The organism is Streptomyces sp. NPDC107581, assembly GCF_055657175.1.
Genome location: NZ_JBVKBH010000015.1, coordinates 187,134 through 210,465 on the forward strand (window position 1 = coordinate 187,134; position 23,332 = coordinate 210,465).

Annotated in this window: 23 protein-coding genes, 7 tRNA genes and 1 pseudogene; 12 read left to right on the forward strand and 19 right to left on the reverse strand. The window is 71.2% G+C overall.

Annotated features, from left to right (window positions below):
* The first annotated feature begins 81 nt into the window (after positions 1 to 81).
* Both ACZ7P3_RS32480 and ACZ7P3_RS32485 read left to right on the forward strand, forming a co-directional pair.
* The gene (locus ACZ7P3_RS32480) at positions 82 to 2,289 is read left to right on the forward strand and encodes an elongation factor G-like protein EF-G2 (protein ID WP_472087103.1); all 2,208 of its coding nucleotides are present in this window, start codon (positions 82 to 84) and stop codon (positions 2,287 to 2,289) included.
* A gap of 330 nt (positions 2,290 to 2,619) precedes the next feature.
* On the forward strand, positions 2,620 to 4,272 hold the full coding sequence (locus tag ACZ7P3_RS32485) for a hypothetical protein (RefSeq protein WP_472087105.1): 1,653 nt from the start codon (positions 2,620 to 2,622) through the stop codon (positions 4,270 to 4,272).
* A gap of 104 nt (positions 4,273 to 4,376) precedes the next feature.
* Here the strand turns inward: ACZ7P3_RS32485 and ACZ7P3_RS32490 are convergent, their stop codons facing one another.
* Complete coding sequence (locus ACZ7P3_RS32490) at positions 4,377 to 5,135, reverse strand: TetR/AcrR family transcriptional regulator (RefSeq protein ID WP_472087107.1); 759 nt, start codon at positions 5,133 to 5,135, stop codon at positions 4,377 to 4,379.
* A 90-nt stretch (positions 5,136 to 5,225) separates the two neighbouring features.
* Here ACZ7P3_RS32490 and ACZ7P3_RS32495 point away from each other — a divergent pair, with 90 nt between their 5' ends.
* Positions 5,226 to 6,362 carry an FAD-dependent oxidoreductase gene (locus tag ACZ7P3_RS32495; protein WP_472087108.1) on the forward strand — a complete coding sequence of 379 codons (1,137 nt, stop codon included), beginning with the start codon at positions 5,226 to 5,228 and terminating at the stop codon, positions 6,360 to 6,362.
* Between the two features lie 222 nt (positions 6,363 to 6,584).
* Here ACZ7P3_RS32495 and ACZ7P3_RS32500 read toward each other — a convergent pair whose 3' ends face one another.
* The 4 genes from ACZ7P3_RS32500 to ACZ7P3_RS32515 form a co-directional block, all read right to left on the reverse strand.
* A complete protein-coding gene (locus ACZ7P3_RS32500; RefSeq protein WP_472087109.1) occupies positions 6,585 to 7,145 on the reverse strand; it encodes an HIT family protein in 561 nt (186 codons plus the stop codon).
* Positions 7,146 to 7,305: 160 nt separating this feature from the next.
* Complete coding sequence (gene thrS / locus ACZ7P3_RS32505; protein WP_472087111.1) at positions 7,306 to 9,282, reverse strand: threonine--tRNA ligase; 1,977 nt, start codon at positions 9,280 to 9,282, stop codon at positions 7,306 to 7,308.
* Between the two features lie 98 nt (positions 9,283 to 9,380).
* Positions 9,381 to 10,616 carry a hypothetical protein gene (locus ACZ7P3_RS32510; RefSeq protein WP_472087112.1) on the reverse strand — a complete coding sequence of 412 codons (1,236 nt, stop codon included), beginning with the start codon at positions 10,614 to 10,616 and terminating at the stop codon, positions 9,381 to 9,383.
* Positions 10,613 to 11,179, reverse strand: a complete 567-nt coding sequence (locus ACZ7P3_RS32515) for a DUF4365 domain-containing protein (protein ID WP_472087114.1) — start codon at positions 11,177 to 11,179, stop codon at positions 10,613 to 10,615. The genes ACZ7P3_RS32510 and ACZ7P3_RS32515 overlap by 4 nt, the downstream gene beginning before the upstream one ends.
* 168 nt (positions 11,180 to 11,347) lie before the next feature.
* On the opposite strand from ACZ7P3_RS32515, the gene ACZ7P3_RS32520 reads away from it, so the two are divergent.
* Positions 11,348 to 12,073, forward strand: coding sequence for an exonuclease domain-containing protein (locus tag ACZ7P3_RS32520; protein WP_472087115.1), 726 nt, complete (start codon positions 11,348 to 11,350; stop codon positions 12,071 to 12,073).
* 102 nt (positions 12,074 to 12,175) lie between these two features.
* On the opposite strand, the gene ACZ7P3_RS32525 is transcribed toward ACZ7P3_RS32520, so the two are convergent.
* The 5 genes and pseudogenes from ACZ7P3_RS32525 to ACZ7P3_RS32545 form a co-directional block, all read right to left on the reverse strand.
* Positions 12,176 to 12,247 (reverse strand) — tRNA-Val (locus ACZ7P3_RS32525).
* 39 nt (positions 12,248 to 12,286) lie between these two features.
* Positions 12,287 to 12,733, reverse strand: coding sequence for an SRPBCC family protein (locus ACZ7P3_RS32530; RefSeq protein WP_472087117.1), 447 nt, complete (start codon positions 12,731 to 12,733; stop codon positions 12,287 to 12,289).
* A 360-nt stretch (positions 12,734 to 13,093) separates the two neighbouring features.
* Positions 13,094 to 13,593: pseudogene (locus tag ACZ7P3_RS32535) on the reverse strand (extracellular solute-binding protein); the annotation flags it as partial.
* A 263-nt stretch (positions 13,594 to 13,856) separates the two neighbouring features.
* Positions 13,857 to 13,928 (reverse strand) — tRNA-Val (locus ACZ7P3_RS32540).
* Positions 13,929 to 14,012: 84 nt separating this feature from the next.
* On the reverse strand, positions 14,013 to 14,465 hold the full coding sequence (locus ACZ7P3_RS32545) for a TIGR02611 family protein (protein WP_472087118.1): 453 nt from the start codon (positions 14,463 to 14,465) through the stop codon (positions 14,013 to 14,015).
* 191 nt (positions 14,466 to 14,656) lie between these two features.
* Here ACZ7P3_RS32545 and ACZ7P3_RS32550 point away from each other — a divergent pair, with 191 nt between their 5' ends.
* Both ACZ7P3_RS32550 and ACZ7P3_RS32555 read left to right on the forward strand, forming a co-directional pair.
* Entirely contained in the window at positions 14,657 to 15,070 is a 414-nt protein-coding gene (locus ACZ7P3_RS32550) for an SsgA family sporulation/cell division regulator (protein ID WP_004002642.1), read from the forward strand.
* A gap of 353 nt (positions 15,071 to 15,423) precedes the next feature.
* Positions 15,424 to 15,984, forward strand: coding sequence for a CGNR zinc finger domain-containing protein (locus tag ACZ7P3_RS32555; RefSeq protein ID WP_472087119.1), 561 nt, complete (start codon positions 15,424 to 15,426; stop codon positions 15,982 to 15,984).
* Between the two features lie 121 nt (positions 15,985 to 16,105).
* Here ACZ7P3_RS32555 and ACZ7P3_RS32560 read toward each other — a convergent pair whose 3' ends face one another.
* Positions 16,106 to 16,249 carry a hypothetical protein gene (locus ACZ7P3_RS32560; RefSeq protein WP_472087232.1) on the reverse strand — a complete coding sequence of 48 codons (144 nt, stop codon included), beginning with the start codon at positions 16,247 to 16,249 and terminating at the stop codon, positions 16,106 to 16,108.
* Between the two features lie 130 nt (positions 16,250 to 16,379).
* Positions 16,380 to 16,820, reverse strand: a complete 441-nt coding sequence (locus tag ACZ7P3_RS32565) for a hypothetical protein (protein ID WP_472087121.1) — start codon at positions 16,818 to 16,820, stop codon at positions 16,380 to 16,382.
* A 235-nt stretch (positions 16,821 to 17,055) separates the two neighbouring features.
* On the opposite strand from ACZ7P3_RS32565, the gene ACZ7P3_RS32570 reads away from it, so the two are divergent.
* On the forward strand, positions 17,056 to 17,580 hold the full coding sequence (locus ACZ7P3_RS32570; RefSeq protein ID WP_472087123.1) for a DsbA family protein: 525 nt from the start codon (positions 17,056 to 17,058) through the stop codon (positions 17,578 to 17,580).
* Positions 17,581 to 17,668: 88 nt separating this feature from the next.
* Here ACZ7P3_RS32570 and ACZ7P3_RS32575 read toward each other — a convergent pair whose 3' ends face one another.
* From ACZ7P3_RS32575 to ACZ7P3_RS32585, 3 genes are read right to left on the reverse strand one after another with little or no spacing between them, the layout of a single operon-like run.
* Entirely contained in the window at positions 17,669 to 18,505 is an 837-nt protein-coding gene (locus tag ACZ7P3_RS32575; RefSeq protein ID WP_472087125.1) for a GNAT family N-acetyltransferase, read from the reverse strand.
* 54 nt (positions 18,506 to 18,559) lie between these two features.
* Positions 18,560 to 19,381 carry an aminotransferase class IV gene (locus ACZ7P3_RS32580; protein ID WP_472087127.1) on the reverse strand — a complete coding sequence of 274 codons (822 nt, stop codon included), beginning with the start codon at positions 19,379 to 19,381 and terminating at the stop codon, positions 18,560 to 18,562.
* Complete coding sequence (locus ACZ7P3_RS32585) at positions 19,378 to 20,457, reverse strand: chorismate-binding protein (RefSeq protein WP_472087129.1); 1,080 nt, start codon at positions 20,455 to 20,457, stop codon at positions 19,378 to 19,380. Before ACZ7P3_RS32585 ends, ACZ7P3_RS32580 begins: the two co-directional genes overlap by 4 nt.
* 177 nt (positions 20,458 to 20,634) lie before the next feature.
* Here ACZ7P3_RS32585 and ACZ7P3_RS32590 point away from each other — a divergent pair.
* From ACZ7P3_RS32590 to ACZ7P3_RS32610, 5 genes are all read left to right on the forward strand, one after another.
* Positions 20,635 to 20,707 (forward strand) — tRNA-Gly (locus ACZ7P3_RS32590).
* 38 nt (positions 20,708 to 20,745) lie between these two features.
* A tRNA-Cys gene (locus tag ACZ7P3_RS32595) sits at positions 20,746 to 20,819 on the forward strand.
* 1 nt (position 20,820) lies between these two features.
* Positions 20,821 to 20,892 (forward strand) — tRNA-Val (locus ACZ7P3_RS32600).
* Between the two features lie 26 nt (positions 20,893 to 20,918).
* Positions 20,919 to 20,990 (forward strand) — tRNA-Val (locus ACZ7P3_RS32605).
* A gap of 34 nt (positions 20,991 to 21,024) precedes the next feature.
* Positions 21,025 to 21,096 (forward strand) — tRNA-Val (locus ACZ7P3_RS32610).
* Positions 21,097 to 21,148: 52 nt separating this feature from the next.
* Here ACZ7P3_RS32610 and ACZ7P3_RS32615 read toward each other — a convergent pair.
* The 4 genes from ACZ7P3_RS32615 to ACZ7P3_RS32630 form a co-directional block, all read right to left on the reverse strand.
* Entirely contained in the window at positions 21,149 to 21,457 is a 309-nt protein-coding gene (locus tag ACZ7P3_RS32615) for a TFIIB-type zinc ribbon-containing protein (RefSeq protein WP_472087130.1), read from the reverse strand.
* 80 nt (positions 21,458 to 21,537) lie between these two features.
* Positions 21,538 to 22,491 carry a phosphotransferase family protein gene (locus ACZ7P3_RS32620; protein ID WP_472087131.1) on the reverse strand — a complete coding sequence of 318 codons (954 nt, stop codon included), beginning with the start codon at positions 22,489 to 22,491 and terminating at the stop codon, positions 21,538 to 21,540.
* A complete protein-coding gene (locus tag ACZ7P3_RS32625) occupies positions 22,488 to 22,736 on the reverse strand; it encodes a hypothetical protein (protein ID WP_472087132.1) in 249 nt (82 codons plus the stop codon). The genes ACZ7P3_RS32620 and ACZ7P3_RS32625 overlap by 4 nt, the downstream gene beginning before the upstream one ends.
* 350 nt (positions 22,737 to 23,086) lie before the next feature.
* Positions 23,087 to 23,263 carry a hypothetical protein gene (locus ACZ7P3_RS32630; RefSeq protein ID WP_472087134.1) on the reverse strand — a complete coding sequence of 59 codons (177 nt, stop codon included), beginning with the start codon at positions 23,261 to 23,263 and terminating at the stop codon, positions 23,087 to 23,089.
* Positions 23,264 to 23,332 lie beyond the last annotated feature (69 nt).

Genomic DNA, 23,332 nt, shown 5'->3' on the forward strand with positions numbered 1-23,332 from the left:
GGGCGTCGCAGGAGCCGCCAGTGCACGCGGTGCCGCGTGTCCGCGCCCACAGTGACCTCACCGTGCACGGGAGGCAGGATCATGGGCGACAAGACGCATACACACCCTGGAGCCGCCGGCAGGGCAGTAGCGGCCGACCACCCCGCGTCCATACGGAATGTGGTGCTGGTCGGCCACTCCGGATCGGGCAAGACAACGCTGGTGGAGGCCCTCGCGCTGACCGCGGGGGCGGTGAACCGGGCGGGCCGCGTGGAGGACGGCGGCACCGTCTCCGACTACGACGACATCGAGCACCGGCAGCAACGCTCCGTACAGCTCTCCCTCGCGCCGGTCGAGTGGGACGGCATCAAGGTCAATGTCCTCGACACCCCCGGGTACGCGGACTTCGTCGGGGAGCTGAGGGCCGGTCTGCGCGCGGCGGACGCGGCCCTCTTCGTCGTCTCGGCCTCGGACGGGGTGGACGGCTCGACCCGCATGGTCTGGGAGGAGTGCCAGGCCGTCGGCATGCCCCGGGCGATCGTGATCACGCACCTGGAGGCCGCCCGCGCGGACTTCGAGGAAATGACCCGGGTGTGCGCGCAGGCCTTCGGCGCGGACGACCCGGACGCCGTGCTGCCGCTGTACCTGCCGCTGCGCGGCCTGGAGGGCCCCGACGGACACGCGCCCGTGACCGGGCTGGTCGGGCTGCTGTCGAAGAAGCTGTTCGACTATTCGACCGGGGAGCGCAAGGAGTCCGAACCCGACGAGGACCAGCTGCCGGACATCGACGAGGCCCGCAACCGGCTCATCGAGGGGATCATCGCCGAGAGCGAGGACGAGACCCTCATGGACCGCTATCTGGGCGGCGAGCAGGTCGACGTGAAGACGCTGATCGAGGACCTGGAGCGGGCCGTCGCGCGCGGCACGTTCTTCCCCGTCCTGGCGGCCGCCCCCGCCGTCGAGGGCGGCAAGCAGGGCCTCGGCACGGTGGAACTGCTGGAGCTGATCACCGGCGGGTTCCCCACCCCGTTCGAGCATCCCATGCCCGGGGTCACCACGATCGACGGCAAGCCGCGCGCGCTGAAGGCGTGCGACACGAGCGGGCCGCTGGTCGCCGAGGTCGTCAAGACGGCCTCCGACCCCTATGTCGGCCGGGTCTCCCTGGTCCGCGTCTTCTCCGGCAACCTGCGCCCCGACGAAACGGTCCACGTCTGCGGGCACGGCCTGGCCGACGGCGGGCACGAGGTCCGCACCCTGCACGAGGCCGACGAGCGGATCGGCGCGCTGTCCATGCCCTTCGGCAAGCAGCAGCGCCCGGTGACACAGGCCGTCGCGGGCGACCTGGTGTGCGTGGCAAAGCTGAGCCGCGCGGAGACCGGGGACACGCTCTCGCCCAAGGACGACCCGCTCCTGATGGAGCCCTGGCAGATGCCGGACCCGCTGCTGCCGCTGGCCATCCAGGCGCACAGCAAGGCCGACGAGGACAAGCTCTCCCAGGGCCTCGCGCGCCTGGTCGCGGAGGACCCGACGATGCGTCTGGAGCAGAACCAGGACACCCACCAGGTGGTCCTGTGGTGCCTGGGCGAGGCCCACGCGGACGTCGCCCTGGAACGGCTGCGCAGCCGGTACGGCGTCCAGGTCGACGTCGTCCCGCACAAGGTCTCCCTCCGGGAGACGTTCGCCGAGAAGGCGGCGGGGCGCGGCCGGCACGTCAAGCAGTCCGGCGGGCACGGGCAGTACGCCATCTGCGAGATCGAGGTCGAGCCGCTGCCCGGCGGCTCGGGCATCGAGTTCGTGGACAAGGTGGTCGGCGGCGCCGTACCGCGCCAGTTCATCCCCTCCGTGGAGAAGGGCGTGCGGGCGCAGGCCGCCAAGGGGGTCGCCGCCGGCTATCCGCTCGTGGACGTGCGGATCACGCTGCTGGACGGCAAGGCGCACTCGGTGGACTCCTCCGACGCCGCCTTCCAGACGGCGGGCGCGCTGGCCCTGCGTGAGGCGGCGACCGAGACACGGATCCATCTGCTGGAACCGGTGGCCGAGGTGACCGTGCTGGTCACCGACGACTATGTGGGCGCGGTGATGAGCGACCTGTCGAGCCGGCGCGGCCGGGTGCTCGGCACCGAACAGGTGGGCTCCGGGCGGACCCTGGTCCGCGCCGAGGTGCCCGAGTTCGAGATCGGCCGCTACTCGATCGACCTGCGGTCCCTCTCGCACGGCACCGCCCGCTTCAGCCGCTCGTACGCGCGGCACGAGCCGATGCCGCCGCAGATCGCGGAGCGGATCCGCGAACAGGCGGGCGAGACGCCGTAGCCCACCACCGGTGGCCGCCGTGCGCCGGCGCCACGAGTGAGCCGGAGGGGCACGCCGGTGCCGGGAGCCCGAGTGCAAAGGCCCGCAGGGCCGAGCACGGTCGGGCCCCGGCACCGGCCGGGGCGCCCGCAGGAGTACGGGCGATCGAAGCGGCCTTCGCGGTCCGCCGACGCACTGTCAGTGACTGCGGATACGCTGATCACCTGATCATGTCGTGCCGAACTCATGCGGTACGGAAGTGGTATCGGCACGACGTCCTGTCCAACAGGTGTGCGGAGCAGGGAAGTCGGGAAGGCCGCAGGAGCGAGACCGGCGGCGAGGGGGGCGGCAATGTCGGTGGGAACGGAGTGGGACGGACCACAGGTGCCCGTATCCGGCGACGGGGGCCAGGCGGCGACCTTCGCGCTGGCCTCGGCGGCCTACCGGGACAACGTGCTCGACGAGATCAAGAAGGCCGACAACGACTGGCACCAGTCGACCGTCAAGCCGGGCCGCAAATGGGCCACGATCTTCCGGCCCAACCTGGGTGAGGCCTTCTCCCGGGCCGTGGCCGACCGCATGCTCGCGCCCGGCCGCAAGCCGCTCATCCAGTCCTTCGGGGCCGAGCCCCAGGTCGTCGTGGAGCACTGTCTGGCGGCCAACAACATCCGCCGGGACCGTGACAACCGGCTGTCGCTCCTCATGGTCGTGTGCGGCCTGATCTTCCTGCCGGGGCTCATCGGCTGGCTGATCGTCTTCCAGTTGCGCAGGTTCGTCGCCAAGCGCGACGCCAAGCGCGCCGGATGGGTGGCCAGTGCCCTGCTGTACGGGGTGGGCCTGCTGGCCGCGCTCTTCCTCCTGAAGATGCCGTTCCACGGCTTCTGGGCCTGGTACGCGCGGGCGGCGGTGGCCGCACCGGTGCTGGGGTGGTTCCTGGCCAAGCGGATCTGCGAGCGCACCGCCAAGGACCTGCGGGCGCGCTGGGACGGGCTGCTCTCGGGCAGCAGCGTCGGCGCCAAGGTCCCCGAGGCCGTGCCGCGCAGCCCGGGCGAGACCGCGGCCGAGCAGTTGCGCCAGTCGCTGGCCCGGCTCAGCGCCGAACAGCAGTCCAACTCGGTCTTCTACGCCGGCCCCAAGGGCGTGCTCGGCATGGGCACCCGCTGGGGATCATGGCAGCTCGCCGAGGACCTGGTGTCGGCCGACCCCACCCGGGAGATCCACCCCTTCCGCAGCTGGGACGTCGTACGCGCGATCCACGACCAGCTGCGCATGCTGGAGCGGGGCCCGCTGAACACGGGCGGCTTCCCCCGGCCGTCGATACGGCACTGGATCGTCACGCCGATCGGCGAGAAGGCCGCGGCCGTGTCCCGGCCGGAGGGCACGGACGTCGAGGCGTTCCAGGTCAAGCAGCACGCCATACAGGAGATCTGCAACAAGCAGCAGTTCGGCAGTGGTGACCGCCACTACCTGGGTGTGCAGTGGACGCTCTGGGACGGACAGCTGGTCATCACCATGCTGATCACCGTGACCGTGCTGCACGAGACGCTGCGCATCGAGGTGACCGGGCATGCCCTGGGACCGGTGAACCCGCTGTTCACCGCGAAGCCGGAGGCACCGACCAAGGAGGTCTCCAAGTCCCTGAAGCCCTGGGAGACCCGCACGGTCAAGCTTCCGCTGGTGCCGACCGACGAGGTGGTACGGCTCGCCGCACGCGCCCCGCTGACCTGGTATCCGCCGCTGCTGAACTGGCTCGGCGGCTCCCTCGTCCTGCCCGAGCCGTTCGGGCTGCGGCACGCCTGGGCCGATCAGCCCTGGCGGCACCGCTTCATGGCCGACGATGCGCTGCGCGCGGCCACGCCGGTGCTCAGGGTGGTGCACTCGGCGGCTCTCCGGGTCCTGGCGGACAACGGGGTGGACACGGAGAAGTTCGGCAACCGCTCGTCGATGCTGAGCGGCCTGGTCCAGGACCCGACGCCGAGGAAGGCGGACCTGTACGACGCGTAGGCACCCGGCGGTTCGGCCGGTGCCGGAAGTTACGAGGACGGGACCACGGCCCGACCAGGATCACCGGCTCGGCGTCAACCGCTGCACCGATGTCCTGAGACCGTTCACGGCCGTGGCGGGGCCAGCCCCTGCAGCAGCAGGGTGAGGGTGAAGGCGAACCGGTCGTGTCCGGCGCCCGAGGTGAGCTCCCGCGCATGGGCGACGGTATGGGGGAACACGTCGGGCGGCAGCATCCGGAGCCGCTCCTCGATCTCCGCGCGGTCGATCACACGGCCGTCGGCGTCCTCACTCTGCCGCCGGGCCGCGGATGCCTCCAGGCAGTAGCCCGTGATGTAGAGGAAGGCCGCGTCGCTGGTCCAGGCCGCCTGTCGGGCGGGCGCGCCACCGGCGAGCAGGATCGCGAGCATCCCCTCGCCGACCCGCAGAGTCGCCAGATCGGCGGGCACCACGGCGAGAGCGGCCTGCGCGATACCGGGGTAGCGCAGAAACTGATCGCGCAGCTGTGCGCACACGTCCATGAACTGGTCCCGCCAGCACGCGGGGTCCGGTGCGGGGAGAGCGACCTGGGAGCACAGCCTGCCGATGAGCAGGTCACCGAGCTCCGCGCGGTTGCGCACGTGCGCGTACAACGACGCGGGGCCGGTCCCCAGCCTCGTCGCGACCGCGCGCATCGTCAGGTCCTCGAAGCCGCCCTCCTCCACGGCCCGGAGAGCGGCGTCGATGATGCGCTCCACCGTGATGGGGGTCTTCTCCCGGCCGGCGGCCCGGCGCGCTCCGGTTTCCGGGTCGGCGTTGTTGGCCGAGATCAGCGCCGCCCACTGATCCCGGGAGATTGCGTCACGCGCTGCCCGTCGTCCTGCCACGACGCCACTCTACTCGTTGACGAACAATCATCGCCACTAGAACAATGTTCGTCGTAGGCTGGGAGGCGAACCAACGCGAAGGGAATCACCATGACGACCTCGGTCTCGATCATCGGCGCCGGCCTCGGCGGACTCACGCTCGCCCGGATCCTGCACCTGCACCACATCCCCGCCACCGTCTACGAGGCGGAGAAGTCCGCAGGCGTCCGCACCCAGGGAGGACAGCTCGACCTCCACGAAGAGGACGGCCAGCTCGCCCTTGAGATGGCCGGGCTCACCGAGGAGTACCGCTCGATCATCCACCGGGGCGGCGGAGCACGACGTGTCGTCGACGAGCAGGGACGCGTTGTCGTGGACCGGCCGGACGACGGCTCCCTGGAACGGCCGGAAACGCTGCGCGGTGACATCCGTCGGATCCTGCTCGATTCACTGCCGCCCGGCACGGTGCGATGGGACAAGAAGCTCGTCTCGGCGACCCCCGTCGGAGACGGACGACACCAGGTGTCGTTCGCGGACGGCTCGTCGGCCGTGTCCGACGTCCTCGTGGGCGCCGACGGGGTCTGGTCCAAGGTCCGGGCGCTCCTGTCGGACGAACGGCCGGTGTACTCAGGCATGAGCTACGTCGACACCTACCTTCACGACGTCGGCACGGCCCACCCGCACGTGGCCGGCCTCGTCGGGAACGGCGCCCTGTACGCCCTGGCCCCGGGCCGAGGATTCCTCGCCCACCGTGAAGCCGGTGACGTCGTCCACACCTATGTCGTGCTGCACCGTCCTGTGGAGTGGTTCGATGCGATCGACTTCACCGAGGCCACGGCGGCGAAGGCACGGGTGGCCGCAGAGTTCGACGGCTGGGCACCGGAACTGCTGGCCTTGATCACCGACGGCGAGTCAGCACCCGTCCTGCGCAGCATCTACGAGCTGCCGGACGACCACCGCTGGGACCGGGTCCCCGGCGTCACACTCCTCGGCGACGCGGCACACGCGACCGTCCCCGGAGGAGACGGAGCCAATCTCGCGATGCTCGACGGCGCCGAACTCGGTACGGCGATCGCGGCCCACCCCGACGACATCGAGCAGGCCCTCGCAGACTACGAGAGCAGGATGTTCCCCCGGAGCCAGAAGGCGGCTGCCGCCGCCCACCGCACCATCGACTTCATCTTCGGCGCCAACGCCCCCGCCGGGGTCATCAGCCTGTTCTCGGAAGACGCAAGCACCTCCGCCTGAGCCGGTGCGGCACCGCCCGGCCCACCACGGGCTGCCCGCCGCCTAGCTCATGCCCGACCACACCGCCGGAGGACCGCCCCATGCCCCCTGTTGGGCTCACCTCGGCGATACCCCGTCAAAGGTGGCAACGGCGTCCCGGCGGTCCCGGCACGGCCGGCCCGGCGTTGGATCGTGCCCGCGCGGCGTGCAAGGCCTGAAAGGTTCAGCCCGGGCCCGGGGACATCAGCCCTCGGCCCAGGCCTCGGCCAGCATCGTCCGCGTGTCGGCCAGGAGCTGGGGCAGCACCTTCGTGTGGCCCACCACGGGCATGAAGTTCGTGTCGCCTCCCCAGCGCGGGACGATGTGCTGGTGGAGGTGGGCGGCGATGCCGGCGCCCGCCACGGTGCCCTGGTTCATACCGATGTTGAAGCCGTGCGCGCCGGAGGCGGTGCGCAGCGCGGTCATCGCCTGCTTGGTCAGCTCGGCCAGCTCGGCGGTCTCCGCCCCGGTCAGCTCCGTGTAGTCGGCGACGTGCCGGTACGGAACCGTCATCAGGTGACCGCCGTTGTACGGGTAGAGGTTGAGGACGGCGTACACATGCTCGCCTCGGCGGACGATCAGGCCGTCCTCGTCGGACTTGGCCGGGATCGAGCAGAAGGGACAGCCGTCGTCGGCCCCCGGACCGGTCGGCTTGTTCTCACCCTGGATGTAGGCCATCCGGTGGGGCGTCCACAGGCGCTGGAACGCGTCCTGCGTCCCCACTCCGATCTGCTGTTCCGGCTCACTCGTCATGCAAGGCAGCATATGGCTTCGCCCGTTCGAGGCGTGTCGCAGGGGCGAGGGAGAAGACGGCAAGGGCCCCCGGGGATGCGATCCCCGAGGGCCCCTGGCCGGAACGCCGGACTCGGACCCGGGTCCCGGACGTCGTACCGGAGTCCGGGACGTCGGACCTGGCTCCGGGACGTCAGACCTGGGTCCGCTCCTCCACGACCTTCGCGATCTTGGCGATGGCCTCGTCGAACGGGATGCCGTTCTCCTGGGAGCCGTCGCGGTAGCGGAAGGACACCGAGCCGTTGGACATGTCCTCGTCGCCCGCGATGACCATGAAGGGCACCTTCTGCTTCTGGGCGTTGCGGATCTTCTTCTGCATACGGTCCGAGGAGGAGTCCACCTCGACCCGCAGGCCCTGCTTCTTCGCCGCCGAGGCGAACTTCTCCAGGTACTCCACGTGCCCGTCGCCGATCGGGATGCCGATCGCCTGGACCGGGGCCAGCCACGCGGGGAACGCGCCCGCGTAGTGCTCCAGGAGCACCGCGAAGAAGCGCTCGATCGAGCCGAAGAGAGCGCGGTGGATCATCACCGGGCGCTGCTTCGCGCCGTCCGGGCCGGTGTACTCCAGGTCGAAGCGCTCGGGCAGGTTGAAGTCGAGCTGGATGGTCGACATCTGCCAGGTACGGCCGATCGCGTCCTTGGCCTGGACGGAGATCTTCGGGCCGTAGAAGGCGGCCCCGCCCGGGTCCGGGACCAGGGGCAGGCCCTGCTTCTCGGCGACCTCGCGGAGCGTCTCCGTGGCCTCTTCCCAGACCTCGTCGGAGCCGACGAACTTCTCCGGGTCCTTCGTGGACAGCTCCAGGTAGAAGTCGGTCAGGCCGTAGTCGCGCAGCAGGCCGAGGACGAAGGTGAGCGTCTTGTCCAGCTCCTCGGACATCTGCTCACGGGTGCAGTAGATGTGCGCGTCGTCCTGGGTGAAGCCGCGGGCACGGGTCAGGCCGTGCACGACGCCCGACTTCTCGTATCGGTACACGGTCCCGAACTCGAAGAGGCGCAGCGGCAGTTCACGGTACGAACGGCCGCGCGCGTCGAAGATCAGGTTGTGCATCGGGCAGTTCATGGGCTTGAGGTAGTAGTCCACGCCCTCGTCGAGCTGCATGGGGGGGTACATGCCCTCGGCGTACCAGTCCAGGTGGCCCGAGGTCTCGAAGAGCTTCCCCTTGGTCGCGTGCGGGGTGTAGACGAACTCGTAGCCCTCCTCCTCGTGGCGGCGGCGCGAGTAGTCCTCCATCACGCGGCGGACGATGCCGCCCTTGGGGTGGAAGACGGCGAGGCCGGAGCCGATCTGCTCGGGGATCGAGAAGAGGTCCAGCTCGTTGCCCAGCTTGCGGTGGTCGCGCTTCTCGGCCTCGGCGAGGAAGTCCAGGTGGGCCTTCAGCTCGTCCTTGGACGGCCAGGCGGTGCCGTAGATGCGCTGGAGCATGGGGTTCTTCTCGCTGCCGCGCCAGTAGGCGGCGGCGTTGCGCATCAGCTTGAACGCGGGGATCAGACGGGTCGAGGGCAGGTGGGGACCGCGGCAGAGGTCCTTCCAGCACAGCTCGCCGGTCTTGGCGTCCAGGTTGTCGTAGATCGTCAGCTCGCCGGCGCCGACCTCGACGTCCGCGCCGTCGTCGGAGGAGGCGGATCCCTTGAGGCCGATCAGCTCCAGCTTGTACGGCTCGTCCGCGAGCTCCTCGCGGGCGGCCTCGTCGGTGACGACCCGGCGGGAGAACTTCTGGCCCCGCTTCTGGATCTCCTGCATTTTCTTCTCGACGGCCTTGAGATCCTCGGGCGTGAACGGCTTCTCGACGTCGAAGTCGTAGTAGAAGCCGTCCTTGACGGGCGGGCCGATGCCCAGCTTGGCCTCGGGGAAGAGCTCCTGCACGGCCTGCGCCATGACGTGCGCGGTGGAGTGGCGCAGGATGTTCAGACCGTCCTCGGAGGAGATCTCGACGCCCTCGACGCTCTCGCCGTCCTCGACCTCGTAGGTGAGGTCCTTCAGCTCGCCCTCGACACGCGCGGCGATGATCGAGCGCTCGCCGGCGAAGAGCTCGGCGGCCGTAGTGCCCGTCGTCACCACGCGTTCTTCCCGCTCGGAATCGCGATGGATGATCACACGGACGTCTGACACCGGTCTCTCCTGACTGAAGGTGGGGGCGGCGCCATACCAGGAGCGCGCGCACAAGGGATCGTACCGACCCGACGGCACCGACCGCGAAACGGTCACCCTCAGTCCTCGGCCCCGTACCCCTCCCCGCACGCCTCCTCGAAGAAGTCGAGATTCTCCTGCAGGGACTTCATCAGCCGGTCCCGCTCGGCGTCGTCCACCTGCACGGGTACGACCCCGGAGGCGCCGGTGAGCCTGCGGAAGCCGCCCCGGCGCTCCAGCCGGCCGTGCACCCGCACCGGGAGGCCGACGAGGTGGGCGTGGCCGGCGATGCGGTAGTCCTCCTCGTCCAGGGTGACGCGGACGTGCGGGACCTCGGCACCCGCGAGCACCCGCAGCCGTGCGGTGCCCTCGCCCTGAGGGCCGGAGCGGCGCAGGCGGACCACGGCGCCGGTGATCCGGACCGGCACGGAGGGCTCCTCCTGCAGATAGCGGGCGCCGGCCGCGCGCAGCACGGGCAGGTCGCCGGGCGAGAACTCGACAGGTTCGGCGGAGGCGGCGCAGCCCTCGGGGACACCGGCCCCGGGCGCCCAGGCGACGGCGATGCGTGCGCCCTCGGTGCCCCGGACGAGGGTGATCAGCGCCTCGGTCAGCTCACGGCTGACGCCGGCCTCCACTGCGCCGTCGAAGGCGTCCATGCCGCCGGTGGCCCGTTCGTAGTCGATGGCCTCGCGGGCCGCGTACAGGGCCTGGTGGAGGCGGACGGCGAGCGGGCGGGCGGTGGGCACGGGCGTGAAGGCGGTCAGCCGGCGGCCCTCGGCGGCCGGGCCGACGAGGAGGTGCTCCAGGAGGGTGGCGGCGGACCGCCGGTGCCGGGCACCGTGGTAACCCGCCCGCGCCCGGGTGGCGAGGGCGGCCGCGAGGAGCATCTGCCGGGCCGCGGCGCGCAGTTGTTCGTCGACGGTCCAGGGCGCGGCGCCGCCCACCGGCCCGCTGGGGGTGTCCCGCCACCAGCGGATCTCGTCGCTGGGCACGGCCAGGGAGATCAGCACCTCGCGCGCGGAGGGCATGTCGCTGCGGGCCAGGGCGTCGAGGGCCTCGCCGAGCAGGTCGTCGCTGTCGGGGAAGGCTCGGCTCTCGGGCACCAGCAGGCTGGTCCCGCCGCCGCCCGGCCCCGGCGGGGTCCAGCGGCCGTAGCGCCCGGCCGCGCCGCCGCGCCGCTGCCAGCCGTGCCGGTGCAGCAGTGCGCCCAGCACGGCGGGGTCGACCTCGGCGGGGTCGGGGGGCCGGTTCCAGGCGAGGTCGTCGGGGTGCGGCCGGACCTGCCGGGCCGGCTCGTCGTACGGACGGCTCCTCATGGCCTGCCTCCCGTCCCGACCCGCGTCATGATCTCGCACAGCGCCCGGTCGTCGAAGATGCGCGAAGTCGGTATCCGCACGGTGGTCCGGTGCCGGCCGGTGACCGGCCGGCCGGCCAGGTTGACCCAGTAGCAGCAGTGCCTGAGGTCGAGCCGGTCGTGGCTGGCGCGCAGCCAGTCGTCCTGGGAGCGCGGGACGAGCATGACCACCAGGATCTTGTGCACCGAGACGGGTGTGCGGGCGAGTTTGCGCAGGTGGTCGTTGTCGAGCGTGAAAGAGAAGAAGCGGCCCGCGGGGTTCGGCGCGACCTGGTAGGTGCACTTCAGCTGCACCTTGATGGTGACCTCGTCGTCGACGGTGTGTCCGGGCGCGCTGTGGCTGACGTGCCAGTCGATGCCGTTGTCCGGGAAGGGCTGGGACAGCGAGCAGCCCGCCGCGGCGGCGACCGCGTGCAGATAGCCGACCTGCAGTGTCTCCATGCAGGCGGTGGTGGCGAGCGTGCCGCGAAGAGGGCCCGGGCGTTCGGGCAGCAGCCCGGGCCGCTCGGGCTGCGCTATGGCCATGACCAACAGCCTTCCAAGCCAAGAGTTTCCCCGTGCCGGGCCGCTGAACTGCAAAGACCCGTACTCCTGTTGTCTCCTTCCGGCGTACGGCGCAAACGGCCCGGGTATCACCAAACGGGCAGAAGACGGAACGTCACCTGCCGTGGGTGAACGAGGAGTTGGGTTCGCATGACGACCTGGTACGAGGGGCCGCTGGCCGCCTTCGACACGGAGACGACGGGCGTGGACGTCGAGACCGACCGGATCGTGTCGGCCTCCGTCGTCGTCCAGGACGCGCCGGGCACCCGGCCCCGGATCATCCGGTGGCTGGTGAACCCGGGCGTGCCGGTGCCGGAGGCGGCGACAGCGGTGCACGGACTGACGGATGAACACCTGCAGCACAACGGCCGCTGGCCGGCGCCTGTGGTGTACGAGATAGCCGAGCAGCTGGCGGAGCACGCGGCGATGCAGCGGCCGCTGGTGGTGATGAACGCGCCGTTCGATCTGACGCTCCTGGACCGGGAGTTGCGCCGGCACCGGGCTTCTTCGCTCGACCGCTGGTTCGAGTCGGTGCCGCTGATGGTGCTGGATCCCCGGGTGCTGGACAAGCATCTGGACCGCTACCGCAAGGGGCGGCGCACGCTGACCGACCTGTGCGCGCACTACGGTGTGACGCTGGAGGGCGCGCACGACGCGGCGGCCGACGCCCTGGCCGCGCTGGAGGTCGTACGCGCGCTGGGCCGCCGTTTCGCGGCCCGGCTGGAGCGGCTTTCCCCCGCCGAACTGCACACGCTCCAGGCCGCCTGGCACGCGGCGCAGGCCCGCGGCCTGCAGGCGTGGTTCGCGCGCAGCGGCTCGGCGGAGATCGTCAGCACGGAGTGGCCGCTGCGGCCGGAGCTGCCGGCGGCGGCGTGACGGTTCGGGGAACCGCAGCGCGCAGTCCCCTGCAGATGGACGACCGGACGTACATGCGGAAACGAAAAAGCCGGTCTGCGACTGCAGACCGGCTCTTCCCGGTGGGCGATACTGGGTTCGAACCAGTGACCTCTTCGGTGTGAACGAAGCGCTCTCCCACTGAGCTAATCGCCCGGGAACGCACTGAACAATACAGGCCCTTGCGGTGTTACTTCAAACCGCTGCGAGGTGGCGCAGCAGTCCGCGCCGCCCGGCCCGCATCATCAGCCGGTGGTTGGCGCGGAAGAGGGGCCGCCCCGGTACGGCCAGCCGTCTGAGCAGTGGCCTGGTGACGTCCACGACCTGGTCGTAGCGGGCCAGCGTGCCCGCGCCGTCGGCGGTGACCGTCCAGCGGGCCCAGCCCTCGATGTCCCCGGACACGGCGACCTCCAGGATGCCCGCGGCCGGGTCGCGGCGCGTCTCACGTGCGGTGAACGTGATGGCGTACGGCAGGAAGGAGCGGATGGTGATGACGCCGGTGCCGTCGTCGACCCGGGTCACCGCCCGTACCTGCGGCCACCAGCAGGGATAGTCCTCGGGCCGCTCCAGCACCGCGTACACGGCGGCCGGCGGGGCGGGCAGGGACCACAGACTGCGAAAGCGGTAGCGGGACCAGTCCATGGGCAGAGTCTGCCCTGGTGGCTCCGTGGATCCGAGTACGAGTACTCATGTGCCGCACGGTGACGCGGACCACACTCGGGGGACGAGCGCCGCCGCCCGTGCGACGGCGCTCCCCCATCACCCGCCGGCTCGGGTTCCCGTAACCCCCCGGCTCCGCTTCCCATCACCCGCCGGTTCGGCTTCCCGTCGCCGAGCAGCGCCGGATTCTCGACGGCCGCGAGGCCGTACGGCGAGGTGCCGTTGGCCGGCACCCGGCTCGCCTCACTCCCCTCCACCGGGGCGCCGTCGCGGCCGGCCCCCGGTCCTCCTCGGCGAGGCCGCCGCACAGCCGCGGGTCCACCACTGCGTCAGGTCGGCCTTGCCGGCGGGAATTCCGAGCTGTCCACCGTCCGTCCCGCCGGCCTTCACGAGGCCCCGCGGAAGTGATCCGGGCTCAGATGGCGTGCCTGGAGCCGTGACTTGAGGCCGAGAGGAATTCCTCTCTTGTCGTACTTGCGAAGGAACCCGACGGCATTGAGAAAAACATCCGGTGGATTTCCGTCGGCAGCCTGGGTCCGGAACTTCTCCCAGAACGACTGATATATCTGCAAGTCGGTCTTTACCTTGATCTTCGGGTACTTCTTCTCGAAGAGGGCGATCGGCCGGCCGACCTTCTTGGCCCGCCCCTCGGCACCCCCTCACGAGTAACGGATCGTCACCGCCGCGTTCCCGGAACCGGTGTCGCCCCCACACCCCGTCGCCACGGCGAGCCACAGCCCAGCAGCCGAGGCTCCGGCCGCCTCCAGGGTCCTGCGCCCCTCAGGGTTCTTGTCGGCCTTCACGGCGGCCGGGCTCTCCCCGCAGCGTTTCCGCCGGGCCATGAATCGTTTCAACAGGTGCTTGCTGACGCAAGGTGCGGAGGGGCCCAGGAGTGCACAGGGGGCGAGGAGTCGCATGAGAGGGCGAGAGGCGTCCGGGCTGTCGGACACATGCGGGAACGTACGTGGTTCTTCACGACTCGCGGGCACGCCACGGGTGGCCGGTCGGCGCCTGCGGTCGAGCCGGCACCGCCACGGACCGTCGCCGCACAAGCACAGACGACGACGGCCCATCTGCTGTTTCGCAGATGGGCCGTCGTTCCGGGTGGGCGATACTGGGTTCGAACCAGTGACCTCTTCGGTGTGAACGAAGCGCTCTCCCACTGAGCTAATCGCCCGGGCGCAGGGAGAACATTACCCCATGTCAGGGGGTGCCTCCGACCACGGGCCGGGCCTGCGCACGGCCCTGTCCCGCGGCGCCGTCACTGATCCTTGATCTTCCAGGGCATCACGACGCCGAACTTCCACAGGTAGATCCCGGCCAGCGTCCCCACGATCACCAGTCCCAGCGCCGTCAGGGTGATGTTCCGGCGGCGCACCTTGGGATCGAGCGCCCGCTGGGCCGCCTCGGTGACCTTGCGTTTCGTCCAGCGCAGCACGAGCTGGGCCCAGACGAACTCGGTCGCCCAGATCGCCATGCCGCCGAAGATCACCACCCAGCCCGGGCCGGGCAGCGGCAGCATGATGACGCCCGCGACGACGACCGCGAGGCCGACCACGAAGACGCCGACCTGCCAGCTCAGATGCAGGGCCCGGCGGGCCTTGATGAATTCCGGCGCGCGGGAACCGAGCCCCTGCCCGGCCTGCCCCGGGCCGGCCGTCGCGCCGCTCGCCCCCGCGGCGACCTCGCCCTGTTCGTCACTCCCCGTATTCATACAGCCAAACCCTACCCGAGTGAATCCGGTCACCGGAATGGTCGTAGATCTTGGAGAAGTTCTCGGCCGGAAGAGTTACGCAAACACACGCAAAACACTCAGAGGGGTTTACAACGGCACCGTAGGTGGCATGTCGATTTCGCCGACGTGCGAATCCCCGAGCGCACACTGAGCGAAAGGCCCTGGCGCTTATGAACACCACGGTCAGCTGCGAGCTGCACCTGCGCCTCGTTGTGTCGAGCGAGTCCTCCCTGCCTGTCCCCGCAGGCCTGCGGTACGACACGGCCGACCCCTACGCCGTGCACGCCACCTTCCACACCGGAGCCGAGGAGACCGTCGAGTGGGTGTTCGCCCGCGACCTCCTCGCCGAGGGGCTTCACCGGCCCACCGGAACCGGCGACGTCCGCGTCTGGCCATCCCGTAGTCATGGCCAGGGCGTCGTGTGCATCGCCCTGAGCTCCCCGGAGGGAGAGGCCCTGCTCGAGGCCCCGGCGCGGGCCCTGGAGTCCTTCCTGAAGCGAACCGACGCCGCCGTGCCGCCCGGCACGGAACACCGGCACTTCGATCTGGATCAGGAGCTCTCGCACATCCTGGCGGAGAGCTAGGCCGCGGCCCCTCAAAGCCGCCCGGCGCCGTCCACTCGGGGAGACGGCTCGGGCCAAGACAACCGCATACGGCACAGGCCGGCGCCGTCACCGTGAGTGTTCACGGGACGGCGTTGGCGTATGCCTGTCCCGCTACCGTCCGTAAGCACCCTGCGCCCTGTCCGGCTACCCTCCGTGGACCCGCTGTGCCTGTACGGGTACCGCCCGTGAGGTCGGGGAACCCCCGTGGGCACGGGGACGTTCTACCGGCGAGCGTCGGTGGAGCGGGAACCCGGTGCGGCGGGCGCGGTTGTCGCTACCATCGGCCAGCATCGGCGGGCGCCTGCCCGACCCCCCAGGCCAGGGAGCGAAACGTGCTGATCACCCACGACACCCGGTGCGCCCTCGATACCGTGGTGGATCTGGTGAACACCGTGCCGGAGGACAACGCGGCGGCGGACGGACTGCCGGATGTCACGGCTCTCGCCGATTTCGTGCGAAGCCACAAAATGAGCGATGTCGGAGTGCTGTCGGAGTTCGACCTGTCGGCGGTGCGCAAGGTGCGCGGCCGGTTCGCGGGGATCTTCGCGGCCCCGGACGCCCGGGCCGCTGCGGGAATGATCAACGAGCTGGTCGCCGCGGCAGGCACCACGCCACGCCTCACGGACCACGACGGCTACGACTGGCATGTGCACTACTTCGCCCCCGGCGCCTCCGTCGCGGACCATCTCGCCGCCGACTGCGGGATGGCGCTCGCCTTCTTCGTGGTGGCCGGGGAGCAGGAGCGGCTGCGACGCTGCGAGGCACCGGACTGCCGTCATGCCTTCGTGGATCTCTCCCGCAACCGCTCGCGCCGCTACTGCGACAGCCGCACCTGCGGGAACCGGCTGCATGTGGCCGCCTACCGGGCGCGGCGCAAGGAGGCGGCGGGCTGATCGGCCGGCGCGGCCCGGGGGCAGAGGCGACGGGCACGGCCAGGGGCGGGAACGGAGGGCGCACGCCCTGCGGCGGGCGACGCCGGTCCCGGCGGGTGGCGCCGGGACGGGCGTGTACGGCTCACAGCAACAGCAGGTCGTGCAGCGCAGCCATGAGGAGCAGACACCCGATCACCGCAAGGAAGATCATCAGCGGTGGCTGGGAAAGGGCGAAGAGGCACCCGCGCGGCTCGTCCTTCTGCGGCGCGGCCTCGCTCTGTTCCATGTCCAGCATCTCGCGGTGATGATGGCCCAGAGGGTGCCCCGTTGGCGATCAACACACGCACCGAGTGCGGTACTGCACCGATTTCCGTACTGGCCCGCTCGACTTGCTTCCGGTTGTGAACGGTTTCAGGTCATATGCCGTGCTTCTTGAGGATGGCCTCGATGTCGCTGAAGTCCTCGCCGGAGCCGCTGCGCGGGGCGGCGGGCCGTGCGGCGGGCGTCGACCCGGCACCGAGCGAGGGCGCCGACGCGGTCGGGGCCACCGCGGCGCCGCCCTGACCGCTGCGCGCCGCCTTTCGCTCGGCACGCGTGCCGCCGCGTCGGCGCTCGATGGCGCGTGTGCTCGCGAACAACAGCCAGGCCGCGCCCAGCACCCCGAAGCCCGCCCAGGCCGTGGGACTGAACGCGGTGTCGGCGAGCCAGCCGACCACGCCCGTCATCACCAGGCCGACCGGCACGAGCGAGTACGCAGTGATCCGCGCGGCCGCCAGGAAACGCTTGCGGTAGGCCGTGACCACCGCGATGCCCAGGCCCGCCGCGGACACGGCGGAGCAGACGGTCTCGGCAATCATCCGGTCCTCCAGGCGGGCTCGGGCGGGCGAACGGAACGCGGCGCACGGGCAGAGTGCGCTTCGTCCCTTCCATCCTGCCCCTCCCGGTCCCCGCGACGCCACGCTCCGGCCCGACATCAGGGAGATCTCCGGGTCACCTCCTCCTGAGGTGCTGGTCCCCCGGACCCGCCCCGCCAGGTGCCGCAGCCGTACGGTTCGATTGGGTCGCCCGCGTCCGGCCTGGAAGACTGGGCACATGAGCGACTCCTCCCCCGCCCGCACCGAACCCCTCGTCCTCGACGTCTGGTGCGAACTCCAGTGCCCCGACTGCCGCGGCGCCCTGGGCGATGTCCGTGCCCTGCGCGACCGCTACGGCGACCGGCTGGACGTGCGGCTGCGGCACTTCCCGCTGGAGAAGCACCAGCACTCCTTCGCCGCCGCCCAGGCCGCCGAGGAGGCCCTCGGGCAGGGCAAGGGCTGGCCGTACGTGGAGGCGGTCCTGGAACGGGTCGAGGAGCTGGACCGTAAGGGGGAACCCTTCCTGGTCGAGGTCGCCCGCGAACTCGGGCTGGACGCCGAGGAGTTCGACACCGCGCTGATCGACGGTCGGCACATCCTGATCGTCGACGCGGACCAGGCCGAGGGCAAGGCGATCGGTGTGACCGGCACCCCGACCTACGTCATCGGCGGCGAACGCCTCGACGGCGGCAAGAGCCAGGACGGACTGCGCGAGCGCATCGAGGAGATCGCGGACCGGCTGCTGGCCGGGGAACAGGCCTGACCGGCCACTACGGGAGGACCCTGCGCACCGGGCAGCACTGGAGATCCCCGCACACCGGGCAGTACCGGAGATCCCTGCGCAGCGGGCGCTACAGGAGATCCTTGTACAGGGAGTACCGCGTCGTCCCGTAGCCCAGCGACTCGTACAGCCGCTCGGCCGGGGTGTTGCCGGCGAAGACGTTGAGGCCGAGGACGCGGCGGCCGGCGGCGATCGCCTGCGCCTCAGCCAGGAGCATCAGCGTACGGCCGTGGCCCCGTCCGCGCTGTGCCGCCTCGGTCGCGACGTCGAAGACATAGGCCTGGCCGTCCTGCAGGGCCACCCACAGCGTCCCCACCCGTACGCCCTCGTGCTCGACCACGCTGAACAGCATGTTCTCGGTGGCGCGCCCGCGCGGCAGAAGCGTCTCGTGGTCGCGGCGCGACTTGGCGTACGCCTCGGCCTCGGGCACGCCCTGCTCGATCCAGACACGTGTGTAGTGCTCGGACTCATGCGCGAGCCACGCCGTGAACTCGGCCTCGTCCATGGGGCGTGCCAGGCTGCCCGCGGGCAGTTCGGGCGGGACCTCGCCGAGCCGCTTGTGCATGCCGCGGCTGCGGCGGGCGTAGCCGAGTGCTTCGAAGAGCCGCAGCGCGGCGTCGGCAGGGACGTCGGCGTCGGCGGGGACGTTCGTCTGGATCCGCCGGCAGCCCCAGCCGCGCGCCACTTCCTCGGCGGCGAGCAGGGCCACCGTGCCGCGGCCGCGGCGGCGGTCCGCCTCTTCGATCCGCAGGTCCAGGACCCCGGCCACGGCGCCGGCGAAGCCGGGCACCGTGCCGAGGTGTATCGCGCCGACAGGCCGGCTGTTCACGCACACCTGGTAGCGGCGGGACCGGGTCCCGTCGGGGTGCTGCTGAAGCGGCTCGGACGGCCGCAGGGTCGTCGTCATCACCGGTGTTCTACCCGTTCCCGAACCCCGGGGCAGCCGAATTTCAGGTGTCTGTCAGGGGTCCAGGTCCTCGCCGGACCGCTCGTCGAAGATCCGCATCGCCTTGGCCGTCACGGGGCCGGGGGTGCCGGGCAGTTCCCGGCCGTCGATCCGGTGCACGGCCTGCACGTCCCGCAGGGTGGAGGTGAGGAAGACCTCCTCGGCCCGCTCCAGCACGTCCAGCGGCAGGTCGGCCTCCTTGGCGCCGGTCCACTCGACGGTGAGGGCGCGGGTGATGCCGGGGAGGCAGCCGGAGGCGACCGGCGGGGTGTGGATCTCGCCGTCCAGGACGACGAAGACGTTCGACCCGGTGCCCTCGCAGAGCTGCCCGACCGTGTTGCCGAACAGTGCCTCGGAGGCGCCGTGTTGGTGGGCGCGGCCGAGGGCGACGACGTTCTCGGCGTAGGAGGTGGTCTTCAGACCGGTGAGCGCGCCGCGCTCGTTGCGGGTCCAGGGCACGGTGATGACCGCGGTGGAGTCCGGGCGGCGGGTGGTCTCGCCGAGGGCGACCACCAGGGTCGGTCCGTGGTCGCCGCGGTCGGAACCGAGGGGGCCGTGGCCACCGGTGTAGGTGATGCGCAGCCGGCCCAGCGGCATCGGGTTGGCCTCCAGGACCGCCTCGCAGGCCTGGCGGACCTCGGTGTGGTCGAGGTCGGGCAGGCCGAGGCCCCGTGCCGAGCGGGTGAGCCGGTCGAGGTGGCGGGTGAGCGCGAAGGGCTGCCCGTGGGCCGCCTTCACCGTCTCGAAGATGCCGTCGCCGACGGTCAGCCCGTGGTCGAAGACGGAGACACGCGCGGACTCGGCGTCCTGCAGAGTGCCGTCCAGCCAGATCTTCATGTGAGAGCCCCTTCGTCGGGTGCGGCCCCGCCCGCCCCGTTGTCCTCGTACGTCCCCGACGCTACCGCGAGCAGCCGGGACGCCTTCAGTTCGGTCTCGCGCCACTCCCCCTCGGGATCGGACCCCCAGGTGATGCCGGCGCCGGTGCCGAAGCGCAGCACACCGGCGTCCCGGTCGATCCAGAAGGTGCGGATGCCCACGGCCAGCTCGCCGGTGCCCCGGTCGGCGTCGACCCAGCCGATGCCGCCGCAGTAGGGGCCGCGCGGTGCGGTCTCCAGGGCCTCGATGATCCGGAGGGCACTCGACTTGGGTGCGCCGGTGACCGAGCCGGGCGGGAAGGCGGCGGCGAGCAGCCCGGGCCAGCCGGCGCCGTCGCGCAGCTCGCCGCGGACCGTGGACACCAGGTGGACCAGGCCCGGGTGCTTCTCGACGGCGCACAGGTCGGGGACGGTCACGCTGCCGGTGGCACAGACACGCCCGAGGTCGTTGCGGACCAGGTCCACGATCATCACGTTCTCGGCGTAGTCCTTCTCCAGGAGGTCCGCCTCGGTACGGCCGGTGCCCTTGATCGGCCCCGACTCGACGGTCCGGCCGTCCCGGCGCAGGAACAGTTCGGGCGAGGCGGTGGCGATCTCCACGCCGTACTCCGGCAGCCGGACCGTGCCCGCGTACGGCGCCGGGTTGCCGCGGGCCAGCACGGCGGTCAGGGCGTCCACGTCGGCGTCGGGGGCGACGGGCGCGGTGAGCACCCGGCAGAGGTTGGCCTGGTAGACCTCGCCGGCCGCGATGTGCTCGCGTATCCGGCCCACGGCCGCCGTGTACGCGGCGCGGTCCAGGGAGGTGGTCCACTCACCCCTGGCCGGGCCGCGCCAGCCGCCCGGCACCGGAGCGGGCACCCCCTCCTCCCGGACGTCCGCGAAGCGGGCGCAGGTCAGCGTGCCCTCGAAGTCCGCGCAGACCGCCCAGAAGCCTGCGGATTCCAGGGCGGCGGGGTCGCTGGTGACGTCGAGCAGGCCGGTGGCGAGACGGTCGCCGAACCGGGCCAGGGGTGGGAGCCGAGACGGGAGGTGGAGCACGTGGACGAGTCTAGGGCGGGTGTCCGAAAGGTGGCCCGCGGATGTCCCCTCGGAGCCCTGACCACGTCCTCTGTCGTACGCAACGCAGCACGCTGCACAAACGCGTTTTTGTGCTGGCCCGGGAATCCGCTAGAGTTCAACACGTCGCCGGGACGTGGAAGCGGAACGAAACGACAAGCGGACGTAGCTCAGTTGGTAGAGCGCAACCTTGCCAAGGTTGAGGTCGCGAGTTCGAGCCTCGTCGTCCGCTCGAAGGAAGAAGGGGTCTTCCCGATCCCCTACACTCCTGGTGGAGTGGCCGAGAGGCGAGGCAACGGCCTGCAAAGCCGTCTACACGGGTTCAAATCCCGTCTCCACCTCCAAGGACGATTAGCTCAGCGGGAGAGCGCTTCCCTGACACGGAAGAGGTCACTGGTTCAATCCCAGTATCGTCCACTGGATCTCCTCGAAGATCCTTACCCGCGCGATTAGCTCAGCGGGAGAGCGCTTCCCTGACACGGAAGAGGTCACTGGTTCAATCCCAGTATCGCGCACGCACAGCCTGTGACCTTCGGGTCACAGTCCCGAGGACGATTAGCTCAGCGGGAGAGCGCTTCCCTGACACGGAAGAGGTCACTGGTTCAATCCCAGTATCGTCCACACCTTCCGGAGCCCCCGGCCGTCTCGTACGGCCGGGGGCTTCTTCGTGGGCTCAGCTGGAGAAGAGCATGTGGGCCCAGCTCTTGTGGTGGTGGCCATGGTGTCCGTGGCCACCGTAGTGACCGCCGTGGTGGCCACCGCCGTGCGGGGCGCCCCAGGCGGGGGCGGGCGGCGCCGGGTACGCCTGCGGGGCCGCGGGCGGGGTCGGCGGGACGGGCTTGGCCCACTGGGCCTCCAGCTGGGTCAGCGCCTCCAGCTCGCCGTAGTCGAGGAAGATGCCGCGACAGCCGCTGCACTGCTCGATCTGGACGCCGTTGCGGTTGTATGTGTGCATCGGCGCATGGCACTTCGGACACTGCATGGTCGGCTCAACTCCTCGCCGGTAGGTCCTGCTTCGTGTTTCCCCAGGACAGACTCTGTCCGGCCCCGGTCGGTTGCACCCTAACCCGGGAATCCGTGCGTCAACTGACGGGGTACCGAGGTCATTCGGGCACAGGCGTCCACGAGGGCCTGCTCCACCTCGTCCAGCGGGCGCTCTGCCGCGAGCGCCTTGGTGAGCGCGCGGGCCGCGGTCTGCACGGTGACGGCCCGGGCCGGGACGTCCAGGGCGGGCCAGGGATCGCCGTCGGCCGGTACGGCGGGTCCACCGGCCCGGCGGTAGGCGGTCAGGAAACGGTCCCAGTCGTCGGGCGGGAGGAGCCCGCAGGCGTACCAGGCGGCGGGGCGGGCCAGGTCCCAGGCCGGGACTCCCAGGCCGAGGTCGTCCACGTCGATCAGCCGCCAGGGCCCGTCCGGTGCCGGGTGGCGGACGAGCTGGCCGAGGTGCAGGTCGCCGTGGCACAGGGCCGGGGTGCCGGGCATCGGAGCCTCGGCGCGGGCCCAGGCGGGCAGAGCGTGCCAGGCCTGCAGGACCGGGCGCGCGGCCGGATCGGGCGTGGCGTCCAGGGCCGCGCGCAGCCGGGTGAGGGCGTGGGCGGCCTTGGCGGGCCCGCGCATCGGGGGCAGGGGGCCACAGGGGGCCGTTCGGTGCAGCCGGGCGAGGAGCGTGGCGGCGGCTTCCCAGGGGGCTGCCGCCGGATCGTCCGGGTCCACGGGGGCGCCGTACGGCCAGAAGGTCACCGGGCGGCCGTGCAGGGCCGCCGGGGTGGCGGTGAGCGGCGGGAGAAGGATGTCGGGGACGCGGGCGGCCATGGCGAGGCGGCGGGCCAGCCCGGCCGGGTCGGTGTCCGGGGCGTGGGCCTTCGCGACGGTGTCGGCGTGCCGGACGACGGTGGCGTCGGCGCGATCGGCGAGGGGGATGCTGCCACAGGCGCACGAGGCCGGGCCGGCACCGGGGTGGGCGGCGGCCCTGGCCTGTGCGGTGAGGGCTGTGAGGACCCCGGGCGGCGCACTCATGCGGACACCTGGGGCTGTGCGGCGCGGCACGGACAGTCGCGCGGCTGTGGCTCCGGCCCGGAGCGATCTTCGTAGGCGCGCTCGTGCCCGTGCTTGCGGGCGCACCCGCAGTCCTGCCTGTGCACGTGCTCGCGCTGGTGGGCGCACCCGCAGTCCTGCCTGTGCTGGTACTCGCGCTTGCAGGCGTACCCGTAGCTGTACTCGTGGTCGTGGTCGAGGTCGAGGAAGGAGTGCAAGACGGGCACCTCGCCGCAGGTTCGCAGGTGGGGGTGGCAGAGGACACGGCTCTGCTGGTGCCGCGGGAATCGTACGGGGATCGCATTCGCCCCGGGCGGGCCGGGCTGCGGGGCCGGGCGGGCCGGCCGGCCGGCGGATCGTGCGCCTTCACCCGTCACCGGATTCCCCCTGATCAGTACGAGCCGGTCGTCCACGCCAGCATCGCACCCCGCACCGACAACGCCCCGGAAACGGCGCAATGCCGGCGCAGCTCCCCAGCTGCGCCGGCATTTGTGCCGTCCGCCGCACCCCCGTCCCCACGGGGTTTCATGGATGGATGTCCCCGCCCGGACCGCTCTTCCGGGCCTGGGGTCGCCGCTCAGCGCCCCAGCATCGCACCCACGGACGACGCCTGTGTGGCCACCGTCTCCCAGCCGTCGAAGACGAGAAGGAGCAGGGCCGCCAGGGGAAGGGCCATGAGCGTCGCCACCAAGGGGTGGCGACGGCCCGTCCGGCGGGGGCGGAGCGCTGTGCGCCGCGGTGCCGTGTGGGCCATGGTCCTCTCCTGACCGTTCTGGTTGTCCTTGACAGCGGCGGGTGTCTGACCTCGGGGGACGAGTGCTGC

Coding starts and splice junctions, on each gene's coding strand:
- ACZ7P3_RS32500 (WP_472087109.1), bottom strand. CDS start 7,145: ATGCTGCCTTGCATGACGAGTGAGCCGGAACAGCAGATCGGAGTGGGG.
- ACZ7P3_RS32510 (WP_472087112.1), bottom strand. CDS start 10,616: ATGAGGAGCCGTCCGTACGACGAGCCGGCCCGGCAGGTCCGGCCGCAC.
- ACZ7P3_RS32515 (WP_472087114.1), bottom strand. CDS start 11,179: ATGGCCATAGCGCAGCCCGAGCGGCCCGGGCTGCTGCCCGAACGCCCG.
- ACZ7P3_RS32560 (WP_472087232.1), bottom strand. CDS start 16,249: ATGGAACAGAGCGAGGCCGCGCCGCAGAAGGACGAGCCGCGCGGGTGC.
- ACZ7P3_RS32565 (WP_472087121.1), bottom strand. CDS start 16,820: ATGATTGCCGAGACCGTCTGCTCCGCCGTGTCCGCGGCGGGCCTGGGC.
- ACZ7P3_RS32530 (WP_472087117.1), bottom strand. CDS start 12,733: ATGGACTGGTCCCGCTACCGCTTTCGCAGTCTGTGGTCCCTGCCCGCC.
- ACZ7P3_RS32480 (WP_472087103.1), top strand. CDS start 82: ATGGGCGACAAGACGCATACACACCCTGGAGCCGCCGGCAGGGCAGTA.
- ACZ7P3_RS32575 (WP_472087125.1), bottom strand. CDS start 18,505: ATGACGACGACCCTGCGGCCGTCCGAGCCGCTTCAGCAGCACCCCGAC.
- ACZ7P3_RS32620 (WP_472087131.1), bottom strand. CDS start 22,491: ATGAGTGCGCCGCCCGGGGTCCTCACAGCCCTCACCGCACAGGCCAGG.
- ACZ7P3_RS32615 (WP_472087130.1), bottom strand. CDS start 21,457: ATGCAGTGTCCGAAGTGCCATGCGCCGATGCACACATACAACCGCAAC.
- ACZ7P3_RS32630 (WP_472087134.1), bottom strand. CDS start 23,263: ATGGCCCACACGGCACCGCGGCGCACAGCGCTCCGCCCCCGCCGGACG.
- ACZ7P3_RS32520 (WP_472087115.1), top strand. CDS start 11,348: ATGACGACCTGGTACGAGGGGCCGCTGGCCGCCTTCGACACGGAGACG.
- ACZ7P3_RS32495 (WP_472087108.1), top strand. CDS start 5,226: ATGACGACCTCGGTCTCGATCATCGGCGCCGGCCTCGGCGGACTCACG.
- ACZ7P3_RS32550 (WP_004002642.1), top strand. CDS start 14,657: ATGAACACCACGGTCAGCTGCGAGCTGCACCTGCGCCTCGTTGTGTCG.
- ACZ7P3_RS32580 (WP_472087127.1), bottom strand. CDS start 19,381: ATGAAGATCTGGCTGGACGGCACTCTGCAGGACGCCGAGTCCGCGCGT.
- ACZ7P3_RS32570 (WP_472087123.1), top strand. CDS start 17,056: ATGAGCGACTCCTCCCCCGCCCGCACCGAACCCCTCGTCCTCGACGTC.
- ACZ7P3_RS32485 (WP_472087105.1), top strand. CDS start 2,620: ATGTCGGTGGGAACGGAGTGGGACGGACCACAGGTGCCCGTATCCGGC.
- ACZ7P3_RS32545 (WP_472087118.1), bottom strand. CDS start 14,465: ATGAATACGGGGAGTGACGAACAGGGCGAGGTCGCCGCGGGGGCGAGC.